Annotated in this window: 12 protein-coding genes; 5 read left to right on the top strand and 7 right to left on the bottom strand. The window is 67.4% G+C overall.

Going from position 1 to position 16,915, the window contains the following annotated elements:
• Window positions 1-31: 31 nt before the first annotated feature.
• From HYZ11_11315 to HYZ11_11305, 3 genes are all read left to right on the top strand, one after another.
• The gene (locus HYZ11_11315) at window positions 32-1,654 is read left to right on the top strand and encodes a hypothetical protein (GenBank protein MBI3128184.1); all 1,623 of its coding nucleotides are present in this window, start codon (window positions 32-34) and stop codon (window positions 1,652-1,654) included.
• A 55-nt stretch (window positions 1,655-1,709) separates the two neighbouring features.
• The gene (locus HYZ11_11310; GenBank protein ID MBI3128183.1) at window positions 1,710-5,147 is read left to right on the top strand and encodes a cyclic nucleotide-binding domain-containing protein; all 3,438 of its coding nucleotides are present in this window, start codon (window positions 1,710-1,712) and stop codon (window positions 5,145-5,147) included.
• 129 nt (window positions 5,148-5,276) lie between these two features.
• Window positions 5,277-8,165 (top strand): c-type cytochrome, encoded by a 2,889-nt coding sequence (locus HYZ11_11305; GenBank protein MBI3128182.1) that lies wholly within the window; start codon window positions 5,277-5,279, stop codon window positions 8,163-8,165.
• Between the two features lie 267 nt (window positions 8,166-8,432).
• On the opposite strand, the gene HYZ11_11300 is transcribed toward HYZ11_11305, so the two are convergent.
• The 4 genes from HYZ11_11300 to HYZ11_11285 all read right to left on the bottom strand — a co-directional run bounded on the left by HYZ11_11300 (window position 8,433) and on the right by HYZ11_11285 (window position 13,314).
• Window positions 8,433-9,125 (bottom strand): endonuclease V, encoded by a 693-nt coding sequence (locus HYZ11_11300; protein ID MBI3128181.1) that lies wholly within the window; start codon window positions 9,123-9,125, stop codon window positions 8,433-8,435.
• A 9-nt stretch (window positions 9,126-9,134) separates the two neighbouring features.
• A complete protein-coding gene (locus tag HYZ11_11295) occupies window positions 9,135-10,205 on the bottom strand; it encodes an NAD-binding protein (GenBank protein ID MBI3128180.1) in 1,071 nt (356 codons plus the stop codon).
• A 157-nt stretch (window positions 10,206-10,362) separates the two neighbouring features.
• Entirely contained in the window at window positions 10,363-12,585 is a 2,223-nt protein-coding gene (locus HYZ11_11290; GenBank protein MBI3128179.1) for a bifunctional (p)ppGpp synthetase/guanosine-3',5'-bis(diphosphate) 3'-pyrophosphohydrolase, read from the bottom strand.
• A 249-nt stretch (window positions 12,586-12,834) separates the two neighbouring features.
• Window positions 12,835-13,314, bottom strand: coding sequence for a 4Fe-4S binding protein (locus HYZ11_11285; GenBank protein ID MBI3128178.1), 480 nt, complete (start codon window positions 13,312-13,314; stop codon window positions 12,835-12,837).
• Window positions 13,315-13,515: 201 nt separating this feature from the next.
• On the opposite strand from HYZ11_11285, the gene HYZ11_11280 reads away from it, so the two are divergent.
• Both HYZ11_11280 and HYZ11_11275 read left to right on the top strand, forming a co-directional pair.
• Window positions 13,516-13,683 (top strand): hypothetical protein, encoded by a 168-nt coding sequence (locus HYZ11_11280; GenBank protein ID MBI3128177.1) that lies wholly within the window; start codon window positions 13,516-13,518, stop codon window positions 13,681-13,683.
• Window positions 13,684-13,763: 80 nt separating this feature from the next.
• Complete coding sequence (locus tag HYZ11_11275) at window positions 13,764-14,273, top strand: restriction endonuclease (protein ID MBI3128176.1); 510 nt, start codon at window positions 13,764-13,766, stop codon at window positions 14,271-14,273.
• A gap of 234 nt (window positions 14,274-14,507) precedes the next feature.
• Here the strand turns inward: HYZ11_11275 and HYZ11_11270 are convergent, their stop codons facing one another.
• From HYZ11_11270 to HYZ11_11260, 3 genes are all read right to left on the bottom strand, one after another.
• Window positions 14,508-15,176, bottom strand: coding sequence for a cytochrome C (locus HYZ11_11270; protein ID MBI3128175.1), 669 nt, complete (start codon window positions 15,174-15,176; stop codon window positions 14,508-14,510).
• Between the two features lie 139 nt (window positions 15,177-15,315).
• A complete protein-coding gene (locus HYZ11_11265; GenBank protein ID MBI3128174.1) occupies window positions 15,316-16,068 on the bottom strand; it encodes a cytochrome b N-terminal domain-containing protein in 753 nt (250 codons plus the stop codon).
• 94 nt (window positions 16,069-16,162) lie between these two features.
• Window positions 16,163-16,720, bottom strand: a complete 558-nt coding sequence (locus tag HYZ11_11260) for a Rieske 2Fe-2S domain-containing protein (protein MBI3128173.1) — start codon at window positions 16,718-16,720, stop codon at window positions 16,163-16,165.
• Window positions 16,721-16,915: the final 195 nt, after the last annotated feature.

Here is a 16,915-nt window from a genome sequence, read left to right as displayed (position 1 = left end):
ACCTCCCTGAATGTCTAAAAAGAGGGCCCGCGTGCGCTCAGCCGCTTCTTCCTCCCGAATCGCCCGCGAACCCATCCGCCGCGACCCCTCCCTCTACCGGCTCTCCCCCGACGCCAGCGACGGGCAATGGGACCTGCTGCGCGTCAGCCGCGAGTTCGACTTCTCGCCTGGGAACCTGACCGAGGAACTGATCGAGCGCGTGAACGGCTGGGCGGCCCGCGAGGAGGCCTTGTCCGGGCTGCGCCTGCGCAAGGAGGGCTGGAGGCGCCTTCCCGCGGAGATCCTGCTCCTCGACGGCTCGCCGAGCCGCATGCCCCTGGCGGCCGAGACCGAGCGCGTGGCTGCCGCCTGGCTGGCCGCCCGGGGGGCCGAGGTCACCACCCATGTGGTGTCCCGGCGCGAGGCGCTCCTGGCGCGGGCCGCCCGTTCGCCCCGGGACACCCTCGTCCTCAGCCAGGCGGCCCAGCGGAGCCTCTATGACAATCACCTGGCGGAGGCCCTGATCGAGCGGGGGGTCGTGGTGGTGCCTGGTCCCCTCACCGCCCCCGGCGGCCCCCTGTCCAACAAGAAAACAACCTACGAACTCCTCAACGGCGGCGCGGGGCCTGGCGCGAACGGCCACTCCGGGCCCCTGGCCGCGCGCTACCAGACCATCGAGGTCGACGGCGACGGCCCGGCGGCGGTGGCCCGGGCCATCCTGGAGCAAGCCTGGCGCCTCTCGGGGGAGTGGAACACACAGACCCTCTTCGTCAAACCTCAGGAGGGGGGAGGCGGGCGGGGCGCCTTCCGCATCGACGTCTTCCCGGAAGGCTTCTCGCTGCCCGACCTGAGCCGCCTGGGCGTGCCGCCGGAGCGGACCTGCCCCGTGCCTCTCCCCCTCGATCCGGGCGACCGCGCTCACCTGAAGGCCCTCGCGTTCGTGGCCAACCGCTTCGCCGCCAGCCCCGCGACGGCCCGGGCCTACCTCGACCGAAGCGCCCTGCCCTCCCTGCGCCGGGGCGGCGCGCGCACGGCTTACCTGGGGAACCTGCTGCGCCGCTGCCCTCCCATCCTCATCGAGGGCCTCCGGGGCGCGGCCGAGCCCTTCGGGAAGGCCCAGCGCCGCCTCGCCCGCGCCATCGGCAACTATGAGGATCTCTTCGAGGTCCGGTACCAGCCGCTCCTTTGCGAGTGGATCGACTTCGGCCTCTTCAGCCTGAGGGTCCACCTGCGCATGAGCCGGAGCGGACCCCTCCTGGAATCCCTCTACGCCCGGCTCTTTCCGGTGGAGTTCACGGACCGGACCATCGGGGTCATCGGGGTGGACAGCATCTCCAACCGGGCGGGGATGGGCATGGAGTTCAACCGCTATGCCCCCCTGCATCCCGCACTCGTGGCCGCCGTGGGCGGGGTGGACGCCCTCGCCCAGCGGATACGCGGCGCCTTCTATGCCTTCGCGCGGTTCGTGAGCCTTCTCCCCGCGGAGGAGCGGAAGATCCTGCCCGTGCGGGCGGAGTTCGACATCTCGCCGCTGAACGGCCTCATCGCCGAGGGAAACGCCGACCCCGTCCGCGCCCAGTGCCCCAACACCCGCTGGGAGCGCTTCCGGGCCAACGCCGAGGAGTGGCTGGAGGACGCCATCGCCTACTACTCCTGGAAGACGGGCGGGAGTTGAGCTAGAATCCCCAGGTTTGCGCCCCTTTTCACTCTCACCCTGTGGCTGAGCGGGAATGTCCAATTTTTTCAAGCGACTGTTCAATGTCCGGCCGGATGAGCTGCACGTATTCAGCGGCTTCTTTTTTTTCTATTTCCTGATCGGGCTCCAATTCTCCATCGGCTTGACGGTTTCGGAGGCCCTCTTCCTCGCCGAGGTGGGCCCCTCCTTCCTTCCATACATGTATATCCTCAACGCCATCGCCATCATCCTCGTCAGCAGCGTGTATTCTTCCTTCACGGAGCGCCTCTCGGTTTCCAAGATGTTCGCCGCCGTGCTGATTTTCTTCCTCGCGCTGATCCTCGGCATCCGTTTCCTCATCGGGGTGGACATCCGCCTGCTCGGGATGCCGGTCGCCTACCCCCTGCTCCACACCCTGAACGTCATGTTCACCAACATGGTCCCCAACAACTTCCGGGCCCATTACGGCCTCTACCTGGACGTCCTCCAGTCGAAGCGGCTCGTCCCCCTCATCCTCACCGGGGGACGCTACGGCGGAATCGTGGGCGGCCTCCTCGTCCCCATCCTGCTGCCGGTGCTGGGAAACGTGGCGAACCTCCTTTTCGTCTGGGCGGCCGCCATCCTGGGCAGCATCGGCCTGATGACGTTCATCGACACCCGCCTCGGCCACCGGAGGATCGAGGACGACGCCCCCGTCCGCCGCCGCAGCGGCGCCAAGGCCGGCGCGGCCCGCGAGGGCAACATCTCCCTCATGCGGACCAACCCCTACGTGGCCGCCTTCGCCCTATTCAGCTTCCTGGTCGTCATCCTCCGGACGTTCCAGGATTTCCAGTATTCGGTCGTTTTCCGGGAGGTCTTCCCGGATCGCCAGGGGCTCGCCACCTTCCTGGCTTACTTCACCGCCATCGGGAGCACCCTGGCCCTCCTCATCCAGACCTTCGTCACGCCCCGGCTCATCCGCCGCCTGGGGCTCGGCACTGCCAACCTCATCTACCCCTTCACCACCCTCGTCGGCCTGGCGGCGATGGCCGTTTCGCCCAGCTTCTTCCCCGCGCTGTTCATGCGGTTCAACAACCGGAACCTCCAGGAGTCCATCCGCAACACCATCAACGCCCTGCTGTACAACGCCGTCCCGACGCGCATCCGCGGGCGCCTGGGCGCCTTCGTGTCGGGACAGGTGGTGGCGGTGGGCAGCATCGTGAGCGGCCTCTTCCTCCTGGCCATCAAGCCCTCGGGCTTCGCCCTTTTCCCGTTGAGCCCGCGCGGCGTCGCTGTCATCTCCCTCGTTTTCGGCGCCCTTTACCTGGCGGGGGGCTTCATGATGCGGCGGGAATACGGCGCCGCCCTGCGGAAGATGCTCGAGGACCGCACTCTGGGCCTCTTCCGCTACGCCCAGGAAGGCTTCGGCGCCATGGACGGGGAGAGCATGGCCCTCCTCCTCCGGAATCTCCGGGAGGGAGACGACGAGATGTGCCTCTTCGCGGCGGGGATGCTCGCCGAGACGGACCGCATCGAGGCCCTGGCGGCCATCCTGGACGAGTTGTCCCGGCGCCAGGGACCCGTGCGCGCCCAGCTCCTGCGGCTCCTCGGAGCGTCGCCCGGGGCGAAGGAGGATCCGGTCGCCCGCGAGTGGCTGCTGAAGGCGCTCCGCGAGGGCGACCCCCAGGAGCGCATCGCCGCCATGGACGCCATCGAGCGGCTCGGCTTCATCGAGGAGGCCCTGGAGCAGGCGCAGGACATCCTGCAGGACGCCTCTCCCGAGGTGCGGGTGCGGGCGGTGCAGCTTCTGGTCCGCTCCGACGATTTGTTCTGGCTGGCCTCCGGCCTCCAGACCCTTCACGCCATGATGGAGACCGGCTCCGTCACCGAGCAGGTCGCCGCCCTCCAGGGAATCACCGAACTGGGCAACCCGCGCTTCGTCCGCCGTCTCATCCCCTTCCTCCGGAGCCCGCACCCAGAGGTCCGCGAGGCGGCTGTGAAGGCCATCGAACGCCTCCTCCCGCCGGGCCGGGCCGACGCGTCGCAGTTCGAGGAGGTGCTGCACATCACCCTCGCGGACTCCAGCCCGGCGGTCCGCCGCTGCGCCATCCGGCTGCTGGGCTCGCGGGGAACACGCCTGGACTTCCAGCGGCTCCTGGCCGCCATCACGGACCCGGACGCGCTCGTGCGGCACGAGGCGGTGGGCTGCCTCAAGGCCATGAAGCGCTCCCGGGCCCTCTCCCTGGAGGGAGGGCCGTTCTTCGCCTTCCTGGGGCGGTGGCTCCACCCGGAAGCCAACGGCGGCGCGCAGGACCTCCCGGCGGGAGACCTGGTCCAGGAATTGGGGACGTTCTCCCTCGATCACCTGCGCGAGGTGTACGAGGTCATCAGCCATCTGAGCGCCATCGAGCGGGAGGGGGATCTGACCGACGTCTTCATGCTGCGGAAGCTGCTCTGGGACAAGGTGTACGATCGCCAGCGCCTGCTGCTCGAGCTGCTGGGCGTCATCGGGGACGAGAAGACGGTGGACACGGTTTCGATGTCGCTGGCGCGGGGCGAGGCGTCCTTCCGCGCCATCGCCGTCGAGACCTTGACCGCGGCCAACGCCATCGGCCCGGCCCGGCAAATCATTCTCCTCCTGGAGCCGCTCCTGGCCCCCGGCAGCACCGAGGACAAGGTGGCCGAGGGGCGAAAGCACTGGAACCTGGGGCTGCCCTCCATGGAGTCGGTGCTCCGCCTCTACATGGGCGCGAACGAGCCCTGGCTCCGGGCCGTCGCGGCGGACGCGGCGGGCCGGTACGTCGCCCCCCGGTGGCAGCGCCTGCCGGCGCAGGACCGGGAGGCGTGGCTCGCCCTTTTCCGGACGCTGGCCTATGATGAGGACCCCTATGTGCGGGAGGCGACGCTGGCGGCGATGGGCCGTCTGGGCGGCGGCGAGGGCCGCGCCCTGGCGGAGGCCGCCCGCGACGACGGGGACGAGCGGGTCCGGCTCCAGGCCCGCCGGCTGCTTCTGGCACTGAACGGGGACGGGACTTCGCATCAAGGAGAGGAGAAAATGCTGTCCACCATCGAGAAAGCGCTCTTCCTCAAGGGGGTGAAGCTCTTCGAGAGGATGACGGCGGACCAGCTCCGCATCCTGAGCAACATCTCGCGCGAGATTCAGGTTCAGGGCGGGGACATCCTCTTTGAGAAGGGCGACCCCTGCGACTACCTCTACGTCATCGTCGATGGCCAGATCGAGATCGTGAACGACCCGGGCGTCACGCACGAGGAGATCCTGGCCGTCCTGGGTCCCTCCGCGTGCTTCGGCGAGATGGCACTGTTCGGCAACCAGGGACGCTCGGCCGCCGCCCGCGCGGCGCAGGACACTTCGCTCCTGGGCATCGAGAAGGACCCCTTGCTCCTGCTGGTCCAGGAGCACCCCTCCATTTCCATCGCCATCATCGAGCAGCTCGCCTCCATCATCCGCAACCAGGATCAGCTCCGCTCCTCCCTGGCCCGGGCCGAAAAATAAGCCCCGCCATGCCTCGCCTCGCCGCCCGTCTTTAGGTTGACGCGCCGGGGGCGCCAAACCTATAATCCGCCGGGTCTTCGCCCGAATCCTTAACAGACCGCCGGAACTTTCCCAGGAGTGCCGCTTCTCATGCCCTCGAGAGATTTTAAGCCGCCCGAGGAGAGAACCAGCCCCGTCCCATTCTTCATCCTCGGCATCGTCATGGTCGCATTCACTTTCTGGACCGTCTGGGACGAGACCTTCACCCGGCGGCCGTGGAAGTCCTATCAAAAGCAGTTCAACACCTATGAGCAGGCCCTGGTCGAGAAGCTCCTGTCCGAGGTCCACAAGGAGTCGGGAGGAAAAATCGCCGGCCTCGACAAGCGGATCGCCGAGTTGACCCAGAAGCTGAACGGCGACCCCGAGCTTCAGCGCATGTTCCAGGAGCTGGACCGGCAGAAGATCGACACATTCGAGAAGGTCCAGGAGTTCGGGTTCGCCAAAGCCGTCTACGACCAGTCCTTCTTCGAGTACCAGGAGGCCATCCGCCAGGGCCGCGACACCACGCGCGAGCGCCGCGACGTCGAGGCGCACCGGAAGGAGCTCCAGCGCCTCCAGCCTATCGCGGAAAAGGCGGAGGCCGCCCTCGCCGAGATCGAGGCGAAGATCGCCGCCGGGCGCCGGCCGCTGGTGGAGGCCGAGCGGGAGCGCCGCGAGGCGGCCAAGGACCTCGCCGATCTCGAGCGCCGCCTCTCGTCCATCCGCGCGCGCACCTACGAGGTGAAGCAGGCGGTCTACCGCGAGTACGACCGGAACAGTTTCAATGAGCCGGTCATGCGGGTGGACCGCTGCCAGACCTGCCACTTGGCCATCGACCGGGCCGGCTTCGAGAAGGCGCCGCAGCCCTTCCGAAGCCATCCCCATCCCGAGCTCTACCTGGGCAAGCACGATCCCGAGAAGGTCGGGTGCACCTCCTGCCACGGCGGCCAGGGATCGGCCATCACCAGCGTGGAGAAGGCGCACGGCCACGTCACGTTCTGGGAGGACCCCCTCCTCAAGGGTCCCGAGGTTCAGACCAAGTGCCGCACCTGCCACGCCCAGGTCACGAACATCCCCGAGGCGCCCCACGTCTCCCGCGGAATCTCCCTCGTCCGCGAGCTGGGCTGCTTCGGTTGCCACACCATCCCCGGGACGCAGGACATCCGCAAGGCGGGGCCCGACCTCAGCCGCATTCAGGAGAAGGTGTATCCGGGCTGGCTGCCCGGCTGGATCAAGCGGCCCCGCGACTATAACGCGCGGACCAAGATGCCCTTCTTCAGCCTCGAGGATCAGGAGGCGTTCGACATCGCCACCTTCATCTGGGGCACGGGCCAGTGGAAGGAACCCTCCCAGAAGCCCGAGGGCCTGAACGACCCCGCCCTCATCCAGCAGGGGAAGGAGCTCTTCGAGTCGGTCGGCTGCCTCGGCTGCCACGTGCGGGACGATGAGGACCGCAAGGCCGGGAAACCCATCGAGGGGGTGAGCGGCCGCCCCATCGTCTTCCGCAACCGCGACTTCGCCCCCGCCCTGGGGAAGATCGCCCAGAAGGTGCAGCCCGACTGGCTCGTGAGGTGGCTGAAGAATCCCCAGAACTACTGGCACGAGACGACCATGCCCAGCCTCCGGCTCTCGGACCAGGAGGCGAATGCCGTCGCCGGCTACCTCTTGAGCCTCTCATCCCCGGACCCGAAGGTGGTTTCCGCCAGGCTGGGCGATCAGGCCGCCTACGAACGGGGCAAGAAGCTGGTGGCCAAGCGGGGCTGCTTCGGCTGCCACGATATCCCGGGGACCGAGAAGCTCTCGAAGATCGGGCCGGACCTCTCCAGCTTCGCCCGCAAGAAGAACTTCGAGCTCTCGTTCGGCAACGTGGTGGACATCCCCAAGACGTGGGAGGCCTGGACCTTCGCGAAGCTGAAGAACCCCAAGATCTACCAGACCGAGCGCGAAGAGCTACTCATGCCGAACTTCGACCTCTCGGACCAGGAAGTCACCGCCATCCGGACCCTGCTGCGCTCCATGGACCGCCACGGCGCCCCTCACTTCGCCACGCCGGCGATGAACGAGCGCGAGAAGCGGGTCGAGGCCGGGCGGCGGATGATGGAGAAGTACAACTGCATCGGCTGCCACGTGGTCGAGAACGCCTCCGGCAGCGGCGTCCTCCTCGGGCGCTACGAGGACCCGGGTCAAGGGCCCCCGCTCTTGAACGGCGAGGGCGCCAAGGTGCAGCCCGACTGGTTCTACAAGTTCCTGCGGAACGTGGTCACCCTCCGGCCCTGGCTCAAGGTGCGGATGCCCAGCTTCTCCCTGCCCGACCCGGACGCCGCCGCGCTCGTGGACTACTTCGCCGCGCTGGACAACAAGATGCAGCCCTACGTCCACTTCGACCGGTCGGCGGTGACGCCCCAGGTAGCCGCGGCGGGCAAGGATCTCTTCCAGAAGGCCGAATGCCTCTCCTGCCACGGGGAGTTCCCCCCGCCACAGGGCCAGGAGCCCCCGACGGCGCCCAACCTGCGCTTCGCCAAGGAACGCCTGCGGCCGGACTGGATCATCGACTGGATCCGCAACCCCGGCCGGCTCCAGCCGGGCACCAAGATGCCCGTCTTTTTCCCCAACGCGGGCCTCAAGCTGGCCATCCGCCAGGGCACGCAGGGCGAGAGGGACGGAGACCGCTGGACCTATGCCCTCGAGGCCGGGGCCGACGTGGAGCTCCAGGAGAACCAGATCGTCAGCCTGAACATCGGCGGCCAGAGCCACGTGGCCAAGGTGAAGGGCGTGGAGGGCCGCAAAGTGACGCTCACCGGCCTGCCCGACCTGGGGCGGACCATCGGCAAGGCCGAGGTCGAGAACCACGGCGATCCGATCGACCCGGAGGTCCTGGGCGGGGACGCCTACAAGCAGATCCAGGCGCTCCGCGACTACCTCATGATCGAGGAGAAGTTCGCGCCTCCCGCCAAGGGCGGCGCCCCCCGGGCCGAAGGACCCTCGCGCCCCCGGAGCTGATTCAAGCCGCGCACGCAAAAAGGCCGCCTCCCGCCAAGGAGGCGGCCTGTTTGTTTGTCTGGGATCTTCCAGCCCAGATGTGAAACCAAGGCATATTGTTCCGACTATAGATGTGGACACCTGTCCCCCTTCCCCACCGGGGAGGGGGAACCCTTGGCTCTTCCCTCCCCCCCACCCCCTCCCGGAGGGAGGGGGTGTCGTAACCATCCGAGGTCCATTGCCTGCGCTGGGCCTCTCCCAATGAACCCCTTGTTCAGGCTTGACACCCTAGAGCCCGAGGCGCCTCCGCTCCGCGTTCGCCCGCTCGTGGGCGGCCCGCAGGGGCTCCGGGATGCGGTAGCGCGGCGCGGCCGCGAGGGTCCAGCGGATGGCGCCCTCCAGGTCGATGCCGTGGCCCGGGGACACGTAGACGGGCTTGACCCCCGCCCGCGTCCGCAAGGCGGCGCCCACCACTCCTCCGTCCGGGCCCTTGAGGGGCGACCACCCTCCACGCGCCGGGGGCGGCTCCGTCTCCTCCCCCCACAGGCGGCTCTTGGCGCACCCCACCGTGCAGAGGCCCAGCCTAAGGCCCAGGTGGGAGGCGATGCCGAGCCCGCGGGGGTGGGCGATCCCCTGCCCGTCCACCAGGAGGAGGTCCGGCCGGCGCTTCAGCCCCCGGAAGGCGGCCTCGAGGAGAGGCCCCTCCCGGAAGGAGAGGAGGCCCGGCACGTAGGGAAAACGGAGCTCCCCCGACGCCAGGGACTCCTCCACCACGGCCAGCCCCGGCAGGGAGCAGACGACGATGGCGGCCGCCGCGCGGCGGCCGAAGCGGGGCATCGAGATGTCGGCCCCGGCGATGGTGCGGGGCGGGCGGCGGCGGGGCTCCAGGGAGACGCGGCTCCTGAGCTCCCGCTGCAGGAGGATGGCTTCGGCGGGGGTCAGGGACCAGGAATGGAGAAGGAGGGAGGCCGGCCGGCCCACCCGCGCCCTCTAGGCCCGTTCGCCCGGGGCGGCGGGGACTTCTTCTTCGGGCTCCTCCCCGTCCGCCGCGATTTCGTGACCCAGCAGGCGCTTCATCTCCAGGGTCTGGGAGGTTTCCCCGATGACAATCAGGACGTCGCCGGCGTTCAGGACGTAGTTCCCGCGCGGATTGTAGATGTAGCGCTGGGTGCGAATGGACTTGACCGCGATGACGACAAGGCCCGTTCGCGCGGGGAAATCGATCTCGCTTAGCGGTTTCCCCGCCCAGGCGCAGTCCGCGTCGGGAACGATGACCTCCTCGATGCGGATGGTCTTGTCGATGTCGCGGAGCATCTGGTCCAGGAAGGAAACCACCGTGGGCCGGATGGCCTCGGACACCATGCGCAGACCTCCGATGAAGGTGCCCATCACGGTTCCGTTCGCGCCCACGCGCTGGAACTTGTGGAGGTTCTCCCGGTCGTAGACGCAGGTGATGATGCGGATGCGCGGGGACATCCCCCGGGCCGACAGCACCACCAGGAGGTTCTCGTGGTCCGTCGGCATGGCGCTGATGAGCACCTGCGCGCGCTCGATGTTGGCCTGCGCGAGCATGCCCTCCTTAGAGGGGTCCCCCTCGAGGCAGAGGGCCTCGGACGGGAACATCTGCTTCAGGCGGACGAGGTCGCGGGCGATGACGACGTGGGGGGTCTTCGTCTTGACGAGCTCCTCCAGGACGTAGTGCCCCTCGCCCTCGTAGCCGCAAAGGATGATGTGATCCCTCAGGCGCTGGATGCGCTTCAGCATTTTCCGTTCCCTCAGGATGTCCGACAGGTGCCCCTCGACGAAAAAAGCGGTGACGGTCCCGATCCCATAGGCGAGGACGCCCATTCCGCTGAGCAGGAGGAACATGGTGAAAATCCGGCCGTTCGTCGTGAGCGGGTTGGTCTCGCCGTACCCCACGGTCGTGAGGGAGATCACCGTCATGAACAGGGCGTCGATGAACTTCCACTTCTCGACGATCATGTAGCCGGCGACGCCCAAGGAGAGGACCATCAACAGGAGGATGGCCGGGAAAAGCAGGCGGTGGCGAAGTATGTCCATGGACGCCGAGAGGCTCCTGGGGAGGATGACCGGAGCGGATTGCCGCCTTGCCGTGATCCGCCCGCGTGGCCGTCTCCTGTGCCTGTTTCCGGAATTTCCGTAACGCCATCATACGATAACCGCGCCGCCGCCGCACAGCCCCGGGGCGCGGAAAGTTTTATTCGCCGCCGGCCATCTCCCGCACCCCGTCCCGCGGTATCCTGGGCCCGGTCCGGACGACCGACACGATGCCCTTCACGTCCCGGACCTTCTTCATCACCTCCTTGAGATGGTCCAGGTCCCGGACCTGCACCTCCAGGTGGATGCCCGCGCGCGACCGCGCCGCCTCGGCCGTCACCCGGACGATGTTCGACTCGCAGGAGGCGATGGCCGCGCTCAGGCCGGCCAGCACGCCCGGCCGATCCATGGCCTCCACCTCGAGGGTGACGACGTAGAGGTCCTCCTTCTTCACGTCACCCCAGGAGACCTCCACCAGCCGTTCCTCGTCCGTCGTGATGGAGCGCACGTTGGCGCAACTCGCGGCGTGGACCGTCACGCCCCGGCCCCGCGTGATGAAGCCCATGATGGGCTCGCCCGGGATCGGGTCGCAGCACTTGGCGAACCGGATGAGGATGTCGTCCTGCCCCTTGACCTTGATGCCGGGGCGGGCCTTGCCGCTCATCCGGGCCACGAGGCGCCGGAACCGGGACTTCTCGCGCTTCTCGGTCTGGCGGAGGAGCTCGTCCGGAAGGAGCTTCCCGGCGACCTGCCGGGCCGAGGTGCGGCCGAAGCCCACCATGGCGAAAAGATCGTCCTCGCTCTGGAGGCCGAGGCTCCGGGCCGCCTCCAGGAGGCTCGCGGGCTTCATGTAATCGGCCGGCTTCACCCCGAAGCGGGCGAGCTCGTGGTCGAGGAGCTCCCGCCCCAGGGAGATGGAGCGGTCGCGCTGGGCCTGGCGGATCCAGGCGCGAATCTTCTGCTTGGCGCGGGCCGAGACGGCGAACTTGAGCCAGTCCTGGGTGGGAGTGCGGTGGGGGTTGGTGAGAATCTCGATGATGTCGCCGTTCTCGAGCCGCGTGTTGAGGGGGGCGATGCGCCCGTTGATCTTGGCCCCCACGCAGTGGTGGCCGACTTCCGTGTGGATGGAGTAGGCGAAATCCACGGGGGTGGCCCCGCGCGGGAAGTTGCGCACCTCGCCGCGGGGGGTGAAGACGAAGACCTCGTCCTGGAAGAGGTTGAGCTTGACGGAGTCGACGAGGTTGCGCGGGTCCGTCTCCTCCTGGAGGCTCTCCATGATGCGGCGGAGCCACTCGAACTTGTCCATGACGCCCGAGTCGATCTGCTCGCCTTCCTTGTAGCGCCAGTGGGCGGCGATGCCTTCTTCCGCCACGCGGTGCATCTCCTTGGTGCGGATCTGGAACTCGACCCGCTGGCCCCCGCCCGCCATGAGGGTGGTGTGGAGGGACTGGTAGAGGTTGGCCTTGGGGAGGGCGATGTAGTCCTTGAAGCGCCCGGGGATGGGCCGCCACAGCGAGTGAAGGATGCCCAGGACGGCGTAGCAGTCCTTGATCTCGTTCACGATGATCCGCAGGCCGCTGATGTCGTATACCTGATGGAAGTCGAGGTTCTGGGTCTGCATCTTGCGGTGGATGCTGGAGTGGAGCTTGAAGCGGGCCGTCACGGCAGCGGCGATGCCCGCCTTCGCGAGGGATTCCTCGACCTGTTTCTTGACCTCCTCGAGATAGGCTTCGCGCTCGGCCATCCCCTCACGGAGTTTCTCGTCGATCTCGTTGTAGGCTTCGGGATGGAGGTGCTTGAAGGCGATGTCCTCCAGGGCGCCTTTCAGCCAGCCGATGCCCAGCCGGTTGGCCAGGGGGGCGTAGATTTCCGCCGTCTCCTGGGCGATGCGCTCCCGGCGCTTGGGCGGCAGGTACTCGAGCGTGAGGGCGTTGTGGAGCCGGTCGGCCAGCTTGATGAGGATGACGCGGATGTCGTGCGCCATCGCGATCAGCATCTTGCGGTAGTTCTCGGCCTGGAGGGCCTGGGTGTTAGGCAGGTCGATGCGGGCGAGCTTGGTCACGCCGTTGACGAGGGAGGCCACGTGCTCGCCGAAGAGGGTCTGGATGTCGTCCAGCGTGGTGGAGGTGTCCTCCACCGTGTCGTGCAGGAGCCCGGCCGCGACGGTCTCGGGATCCTGGCGCATCTCCGCCAGGATGCGGGCGACCTCCAGAGGGTGGGAGATGTAAGGCTCGCCCGAAATGCGGGACTGCCCCCGGTGCACCTTGGCCGTGAAGATATAGGCCCGCATGAGGAGATCGCCGTACCCGGGGGCGTATTCCTCCACCAGGTCCACGATGTCCATGATGCGGGCGGGGGGGCGCCCGGTGAGCACGGGAGGCATCCGAAAGCCCTCAATGGCTGGCCTGGAGCGGCTTCGGGAGCGCCGCCGGCGGGATGGGCATCGCGGGCCGGAATCCTGCCGGAACGGCGCCCTTCCCCCGGATAGGCCAGAGGGGAAAAGTCCCCTGATCCCCAAACGCTATCCGAGGGGGGAAAGGCCGTCAAGGAACTTGGCGCAAGCCTTTGATTTGTAGAGAAAATCCTCCCCGGGCCGGGGAGGGGTCAGGCGTGCGCCGGGGCGGGGGCCGTCTCAGTAGGCCCGCAGGGGGGCCTGGACGAACGCGTGCATGGCCGGCGTCATGTACTCGGCCTCGTCCTCGTGCCGGGGGACGACGATGGCCCCCTTGTTGCAGATCTCCTCGCACAGCCGGCAGCCCACGCAGGTGCTCTGGTCCACCACCGCCACCATGGAATGGTCGCGCTCGACGGCCGAAGGGGCCATGCGGATGCAGTCGAAGGGGCACACGTCCACGCACCAGATGCAGCCGGTGCAGTTCTCCTCCAGGACGTGGGCCTTCGGCATCTCCTTGTGCTTGATGTTCTGGATGACGCTGCCTTCGTTGTCCTGGATGGCGAAAGCCGGGCAATACTTGCCGCACACCCCGCAATCGATGCACAGGCCGGGTTCGATCTTGTAGATGTCGCGGAGAACGCCGGAGATGGCGTCCGTCGGGCACACGGGCTCGCAGACGCCGCAGCCGATACAGGCATCGAAGATGAAATGGGGCATGAAAGGCCTCGCAGCATCCCGCGTGACGGGCGGCCCCGGCGGCGGCCGCCCCTCGGTTTTCCGTTCCTCTATTTCATATTGGGTTGACTCTTTTTTGTCAAGACGGGCATATCCGGACGGGTTGCCCGGGCCGCCGTTTTGGCCCAGAATGGCTCCCGGTCCTGCACGGCCCCGGGAACCCTTTCTTTGAATGAGGAGCGCATGGAGCATTTTCTCGAGATTCTGACCAAGTCCGACAACATCCCCATCGCCATCATGATCCCCCTCGTGGGATTCTGCGTCTGGTGGGCCATTTCCCAGGGCATCCGTCACGACCGCTTGATCAAGCAGGGCAAGAAGGACGCCGTCTACGACGACATGATCCGCTGAGCGGGCGCCGGCCGGGCCGCCTGTCCAGGGCGCCGGGGCCGACGGGCGCCGCCCACCTCCCTCTCCACCCGGGGAGCATCATGCTCGAGCTGATCGCTTTCGCCCTCATCCTGGGCTTCGTCCTCATCATCTTCGTCCGGCGCACCACCTCCAACGTCGCTCTCGAGGCCGACGCCGAGCGGGCGCGGGGCGACGAGGAGATCCAGGTCCTGCGCCGGATGCCGGGGCGCGCCTTCGAGAGCATGCTCCGGGAGCTCGTCGAGAGCCTGGGCCTGCGGATCGTCGAGGTCCGCTGGGTGAACGACGAGGAGATCGACATCCTGGCGAACAACCCCGCCCCCGTCATCGGGGGCGAGTACATCGTGCACGGAATCCTGGTCCCGGAGGGGGATTTCGTCTCCTCCATCCGGGTCATCGGCCTCTCGGACACGGTCCGGGCCGAGCGGGCGCTCAAGGGCATCCTCATCACCACGGGCTACTTCACCGAGGAGGTCCAGAAGTACGCCGAGGGAGCCCCCATGGAACTCATCAACGTCTCGCGGCTGCGCGAAATCCTCAAGGAAAACGGCATCCTCTGGCCCGCCGCGTAAGCCGCCCCTCCCGTTCGCGGAAATTTTTTTGAAAAAAAAACCGCCTCCCGCGAGGGAGGCGGCTTTGGTTTGATCGGCTTCGCGGCCGGCCGGCGGATAGGCCTCTCAGGCCCACCAAAGGTAGGCGGCCATGCCGCCCGCCAGCATGACCGCCGCGAGGCGCAGGCCGCATGCGTCCCACCACAGGTGCTTCCGCTGCCGCCCTTCCTGCGTCATGCCGTCCCCTCGGAGCCCCTAGATGTTGAACCAGGGCGTGACAAGGATGTACTTCACGTTGAGGCCGATCCGCAGCGCCATCTTGGCCACGAGGCCCATCATCGTCACGAAGAGGAAGCTCTTGATGGCGTAGCGGACGAAGCCCAAGTTCCGGAGCGAGCGGCGTCGCCAGACGTACCAGGCCGGGATGGTCATGTACCAGGCCGCGATCAGCGCCGCCCCCACGGCCGCCTGCCCCCAATAGCTGCGGAAGCCCAGGAGGTAGGGCAGGTCCACGTTGGTCAGGGCCACCACCTTGTGCGGGTCCCACTCCTCCCAGGGCATGAAGAAGTTCCAGCCCGGGCCCCGCAGGAAGGTGCCCTGGACGACCAGCCAGACCCACAGGACCAGGAAGCCGAACAGGTAGGTCAGGATGGCGAAGCGCCGCTCCCCGAAGGTGTAGTAGCCGTTTCCCTTGGGATTCACGTCGATGAAGGGGATGGCCATCAGGCCCACAATGATGAGCGTCGGCAGCACCACGCCCGCGACCCAGGGGTCGAAGTAGACCAGCATCTCCTGGAGGCCCAGGAAGTACCAGGGCGCCTTCGAGGGGTTCGGCGTCACCGAGGGGTTGGCGGGCTCCTCCAGCGGGGCGTCCACCAGGATGGACCACGCCGTGAGGAGGATGGTCACGATGATCGCGCACATGAACTCCAGGCGCGTCAGGTAGGGCCAGACATGGACCTTGTCGTTCACCCGCTCCCAGCTCGTGCGGGGAAGGTCCTCGGAGGTCCCGACGATCTTGTCTTCTCTCGCCACTTCTTCAGCCTCCCGAGCGGCTTCGGACCTATAGCGGGCCGGAGATCCCGCCGTCCTTCCGGATGCGCCAGAAATGCACCATCATCAGGATGGAGGCGATCAAAGGGATCACGATGCAGTGCAGCACGTAGAACCGCAGCAGCGTCGGCGGACCGACGATGGTGCCGCCCAGCAGGGCGGAGCGCGCGTCGAAGCGGGGGGTCACGCCGACGACATCGGCGAAGGGGCCCTCATGCCCGAGCAGGGGCGTAGCGCGCGCCATGTTGGTCCCCACGGTGACGGCCCAGATGGAGAGCTGGTCCCACGGCAGAAGGTAGCCCGTGAAGCTCAGCAGGAGGGTCAGCGTCAGCAGCATCACGCCGACCACCCAGTTGAACTCCCGGGGGGGCTTGTAGGAGCCCGTCATGAACACCCGGAGCATGTGCAGCCAGACCGTGATGACCATGGCGTGGGCCGCCCACCGGTGCATGTTCCGCATGAACATGCCGAAGGGGGCGTCGAACTCGAGGTACTTCATGTCGGCGTAGGCGTACTCCCCCACCGGCCGGTAATAGAACATGAGGACGACGCCCGTCACCACCAGGTAGAGGAACAGCAGGAAGGTGATGCCGCCCATGCACCAGGTGAAGCGGATGCGGATGGCGTGGCGGCGGATCTTCGTCGGGTGGAGGTGGAGCCAGAGGTTATCCACCACCATGAGGACCCGGTTGCGCGGGGTGTCCTCGTACCCGTGGCGGAACATGGAGCGCCACACTTGCGAGTCCAAGATATTGCGCTTCATCTGCTCCAGGTTGAAGCGCTCCTTCAGGCTCGGCATCCCTGTCCTCCGTCGTCCGGGGAGGGCCCCCGCGTTAAGTCGTCAGTCCGAAGCGGTATTAGGCGATGAGGAATGCGTCCGGGCTCGTCCACTCCCCCTTCTCCTGGCGGAAAATCTTGCCCTTGTCGATCAAGAGCTGGCCGTCCTCCCCCAGCGAGATCTTCACCCTCTCGAGCGGCCGGGGCGCCGGGCCCTCGAAGTTCACCCCGCTGCGCCGGAAGCCGCTCCCGTGGCAGGGGCACTTGAACTTGTTCTCGGTGGCCAGCCAGGCGGGGGTGCACCCCAGATGGGTGCAGACGGCGGAGAGCGCGTAGAAGCCCTGCTCCTCGCGCACGATCCACACCCGCTGCGAGTTCAGGAAGCGCGTGTCCACGGCCCCCACGGCGTATTCGGAGGGAAGGCCCGCCTTGAACTGGGCGGGCGGCTCGAAGAGCACCCGCGGAAAGAGGAACCGCAGGAAGCCCAGCAGCCCGACCGCCAAGCTGCCCAATATCCCGAGCCAGCCGGTGTAGTTCAGGAAGCGCCGTCGGTCCATCCCCCGCGGCTTCTGCTGGGACTCGGCCTCGTATTCCGCGGGAAGCTTGACGCTGGGAGCTTTCAACCTCGTGGGACTCATCCTCGCCTCAAGAAGTCACATTCCGGATAAAAGAGTAGCCTTCACCCGGCCCGCCGGCGACCGCCGTTGAACCGGACGGTCGCTTGCTTCGGTCTGGCGCGGCCTTCCTCCCCGGCGTCGCGGGCGGCAAGCAAACAGGAAATGGTTCGAGTCGGCATCGGCCCCTTGTGCCTTTTTCTTACGGCGCCCCGGGCG

It is taken from the genome of Candidatus Tectomicrobia bacterium, assembly GCA_016192135.1.
Taxonomy (GTDB): domain Bacteria; phylum UBA8248; class UBA8248; order UBA8248; family UBA8248; genus 2-12-FULL-69-37.
The sequence above is the reverse complement of the archived record's forward strand: the minus strand, read 5'-3'. Positions and strand labels throughout refer to the sequence as shown.

Bases quoted from the DNA above. Each gene is read 5' to 3' on its own strand.
- HYZ11_11310 (MBI3128183.1), top strand. From the start codon at position 1,710: ATGTCCAATTTTTTCAAGCGACTGTTCAATGTCCGGCCGGATGAGCTG.
- HYZ11_11305 (MBI3128182.1), top strand. From the start codon at position 5,277: ATGCCCTCGAGAGATTTTAAGCCGCCCGAGGAGAGAACCAGCCCCGTC.
- HYZ11_11295 (MBI3128180.1), bottom strand. From the start codon at position 10,205: ATGGACATACTTCGCCACCGCCTGCTTTTCCCGGCCATCCTCCTGTTG.
- HYZ11_11290 (MBI3128179.1), bottom strand. From the start codon at position 12,585: ATGCCTCCCGTGCTCACCGGGCGCCCCCCCGCCCGCATCATGGACATC.
- HYZ11_11285 (MBI3128178.1), bottom strand. From the start codon at position 13,314: ATGCCCCATTTCATCTTCGATGCCTGTATCGGCTGCGGCGTCTGCGAG.
- HYZ11_11280 (MBI3128177.1), top strand. From the start codon at position 13,516: ATGGAGCATTTTCTCGAGATTCTGACCAAGTCCGACAACATCCCCATC.
- HYZ11_11275 (MBI3128176.1), top strand. From the start codon at position 13,764: ATGCTCGAGCTGATCGCTTTCGCCCTCATCCTGGGCTTCGTCCTCATC.
- HYZ11_11270 (MBI3128175.1), bottom strand. From the start codon at position 15,176: ATGTGCGCGATCATCGTGACCATCCTCCTCACGGCGTGGTCCATCCTG.
- HYZ11_11265 (MBI3128174.1), bottom strand. From the start codon at position 16,068: ATGAAGCGCAATATCTTGGACTCGCAAGTGTGGCGCTCCATGTTCCGC.
- HYZ11_11260 (MBI3128173.1), bottom strand. From the start codon at position 16,720: ATGAGTCCCACGAGGTTGAAAGCTCCCAGCGTCAAGCTTCCCGCGGAA.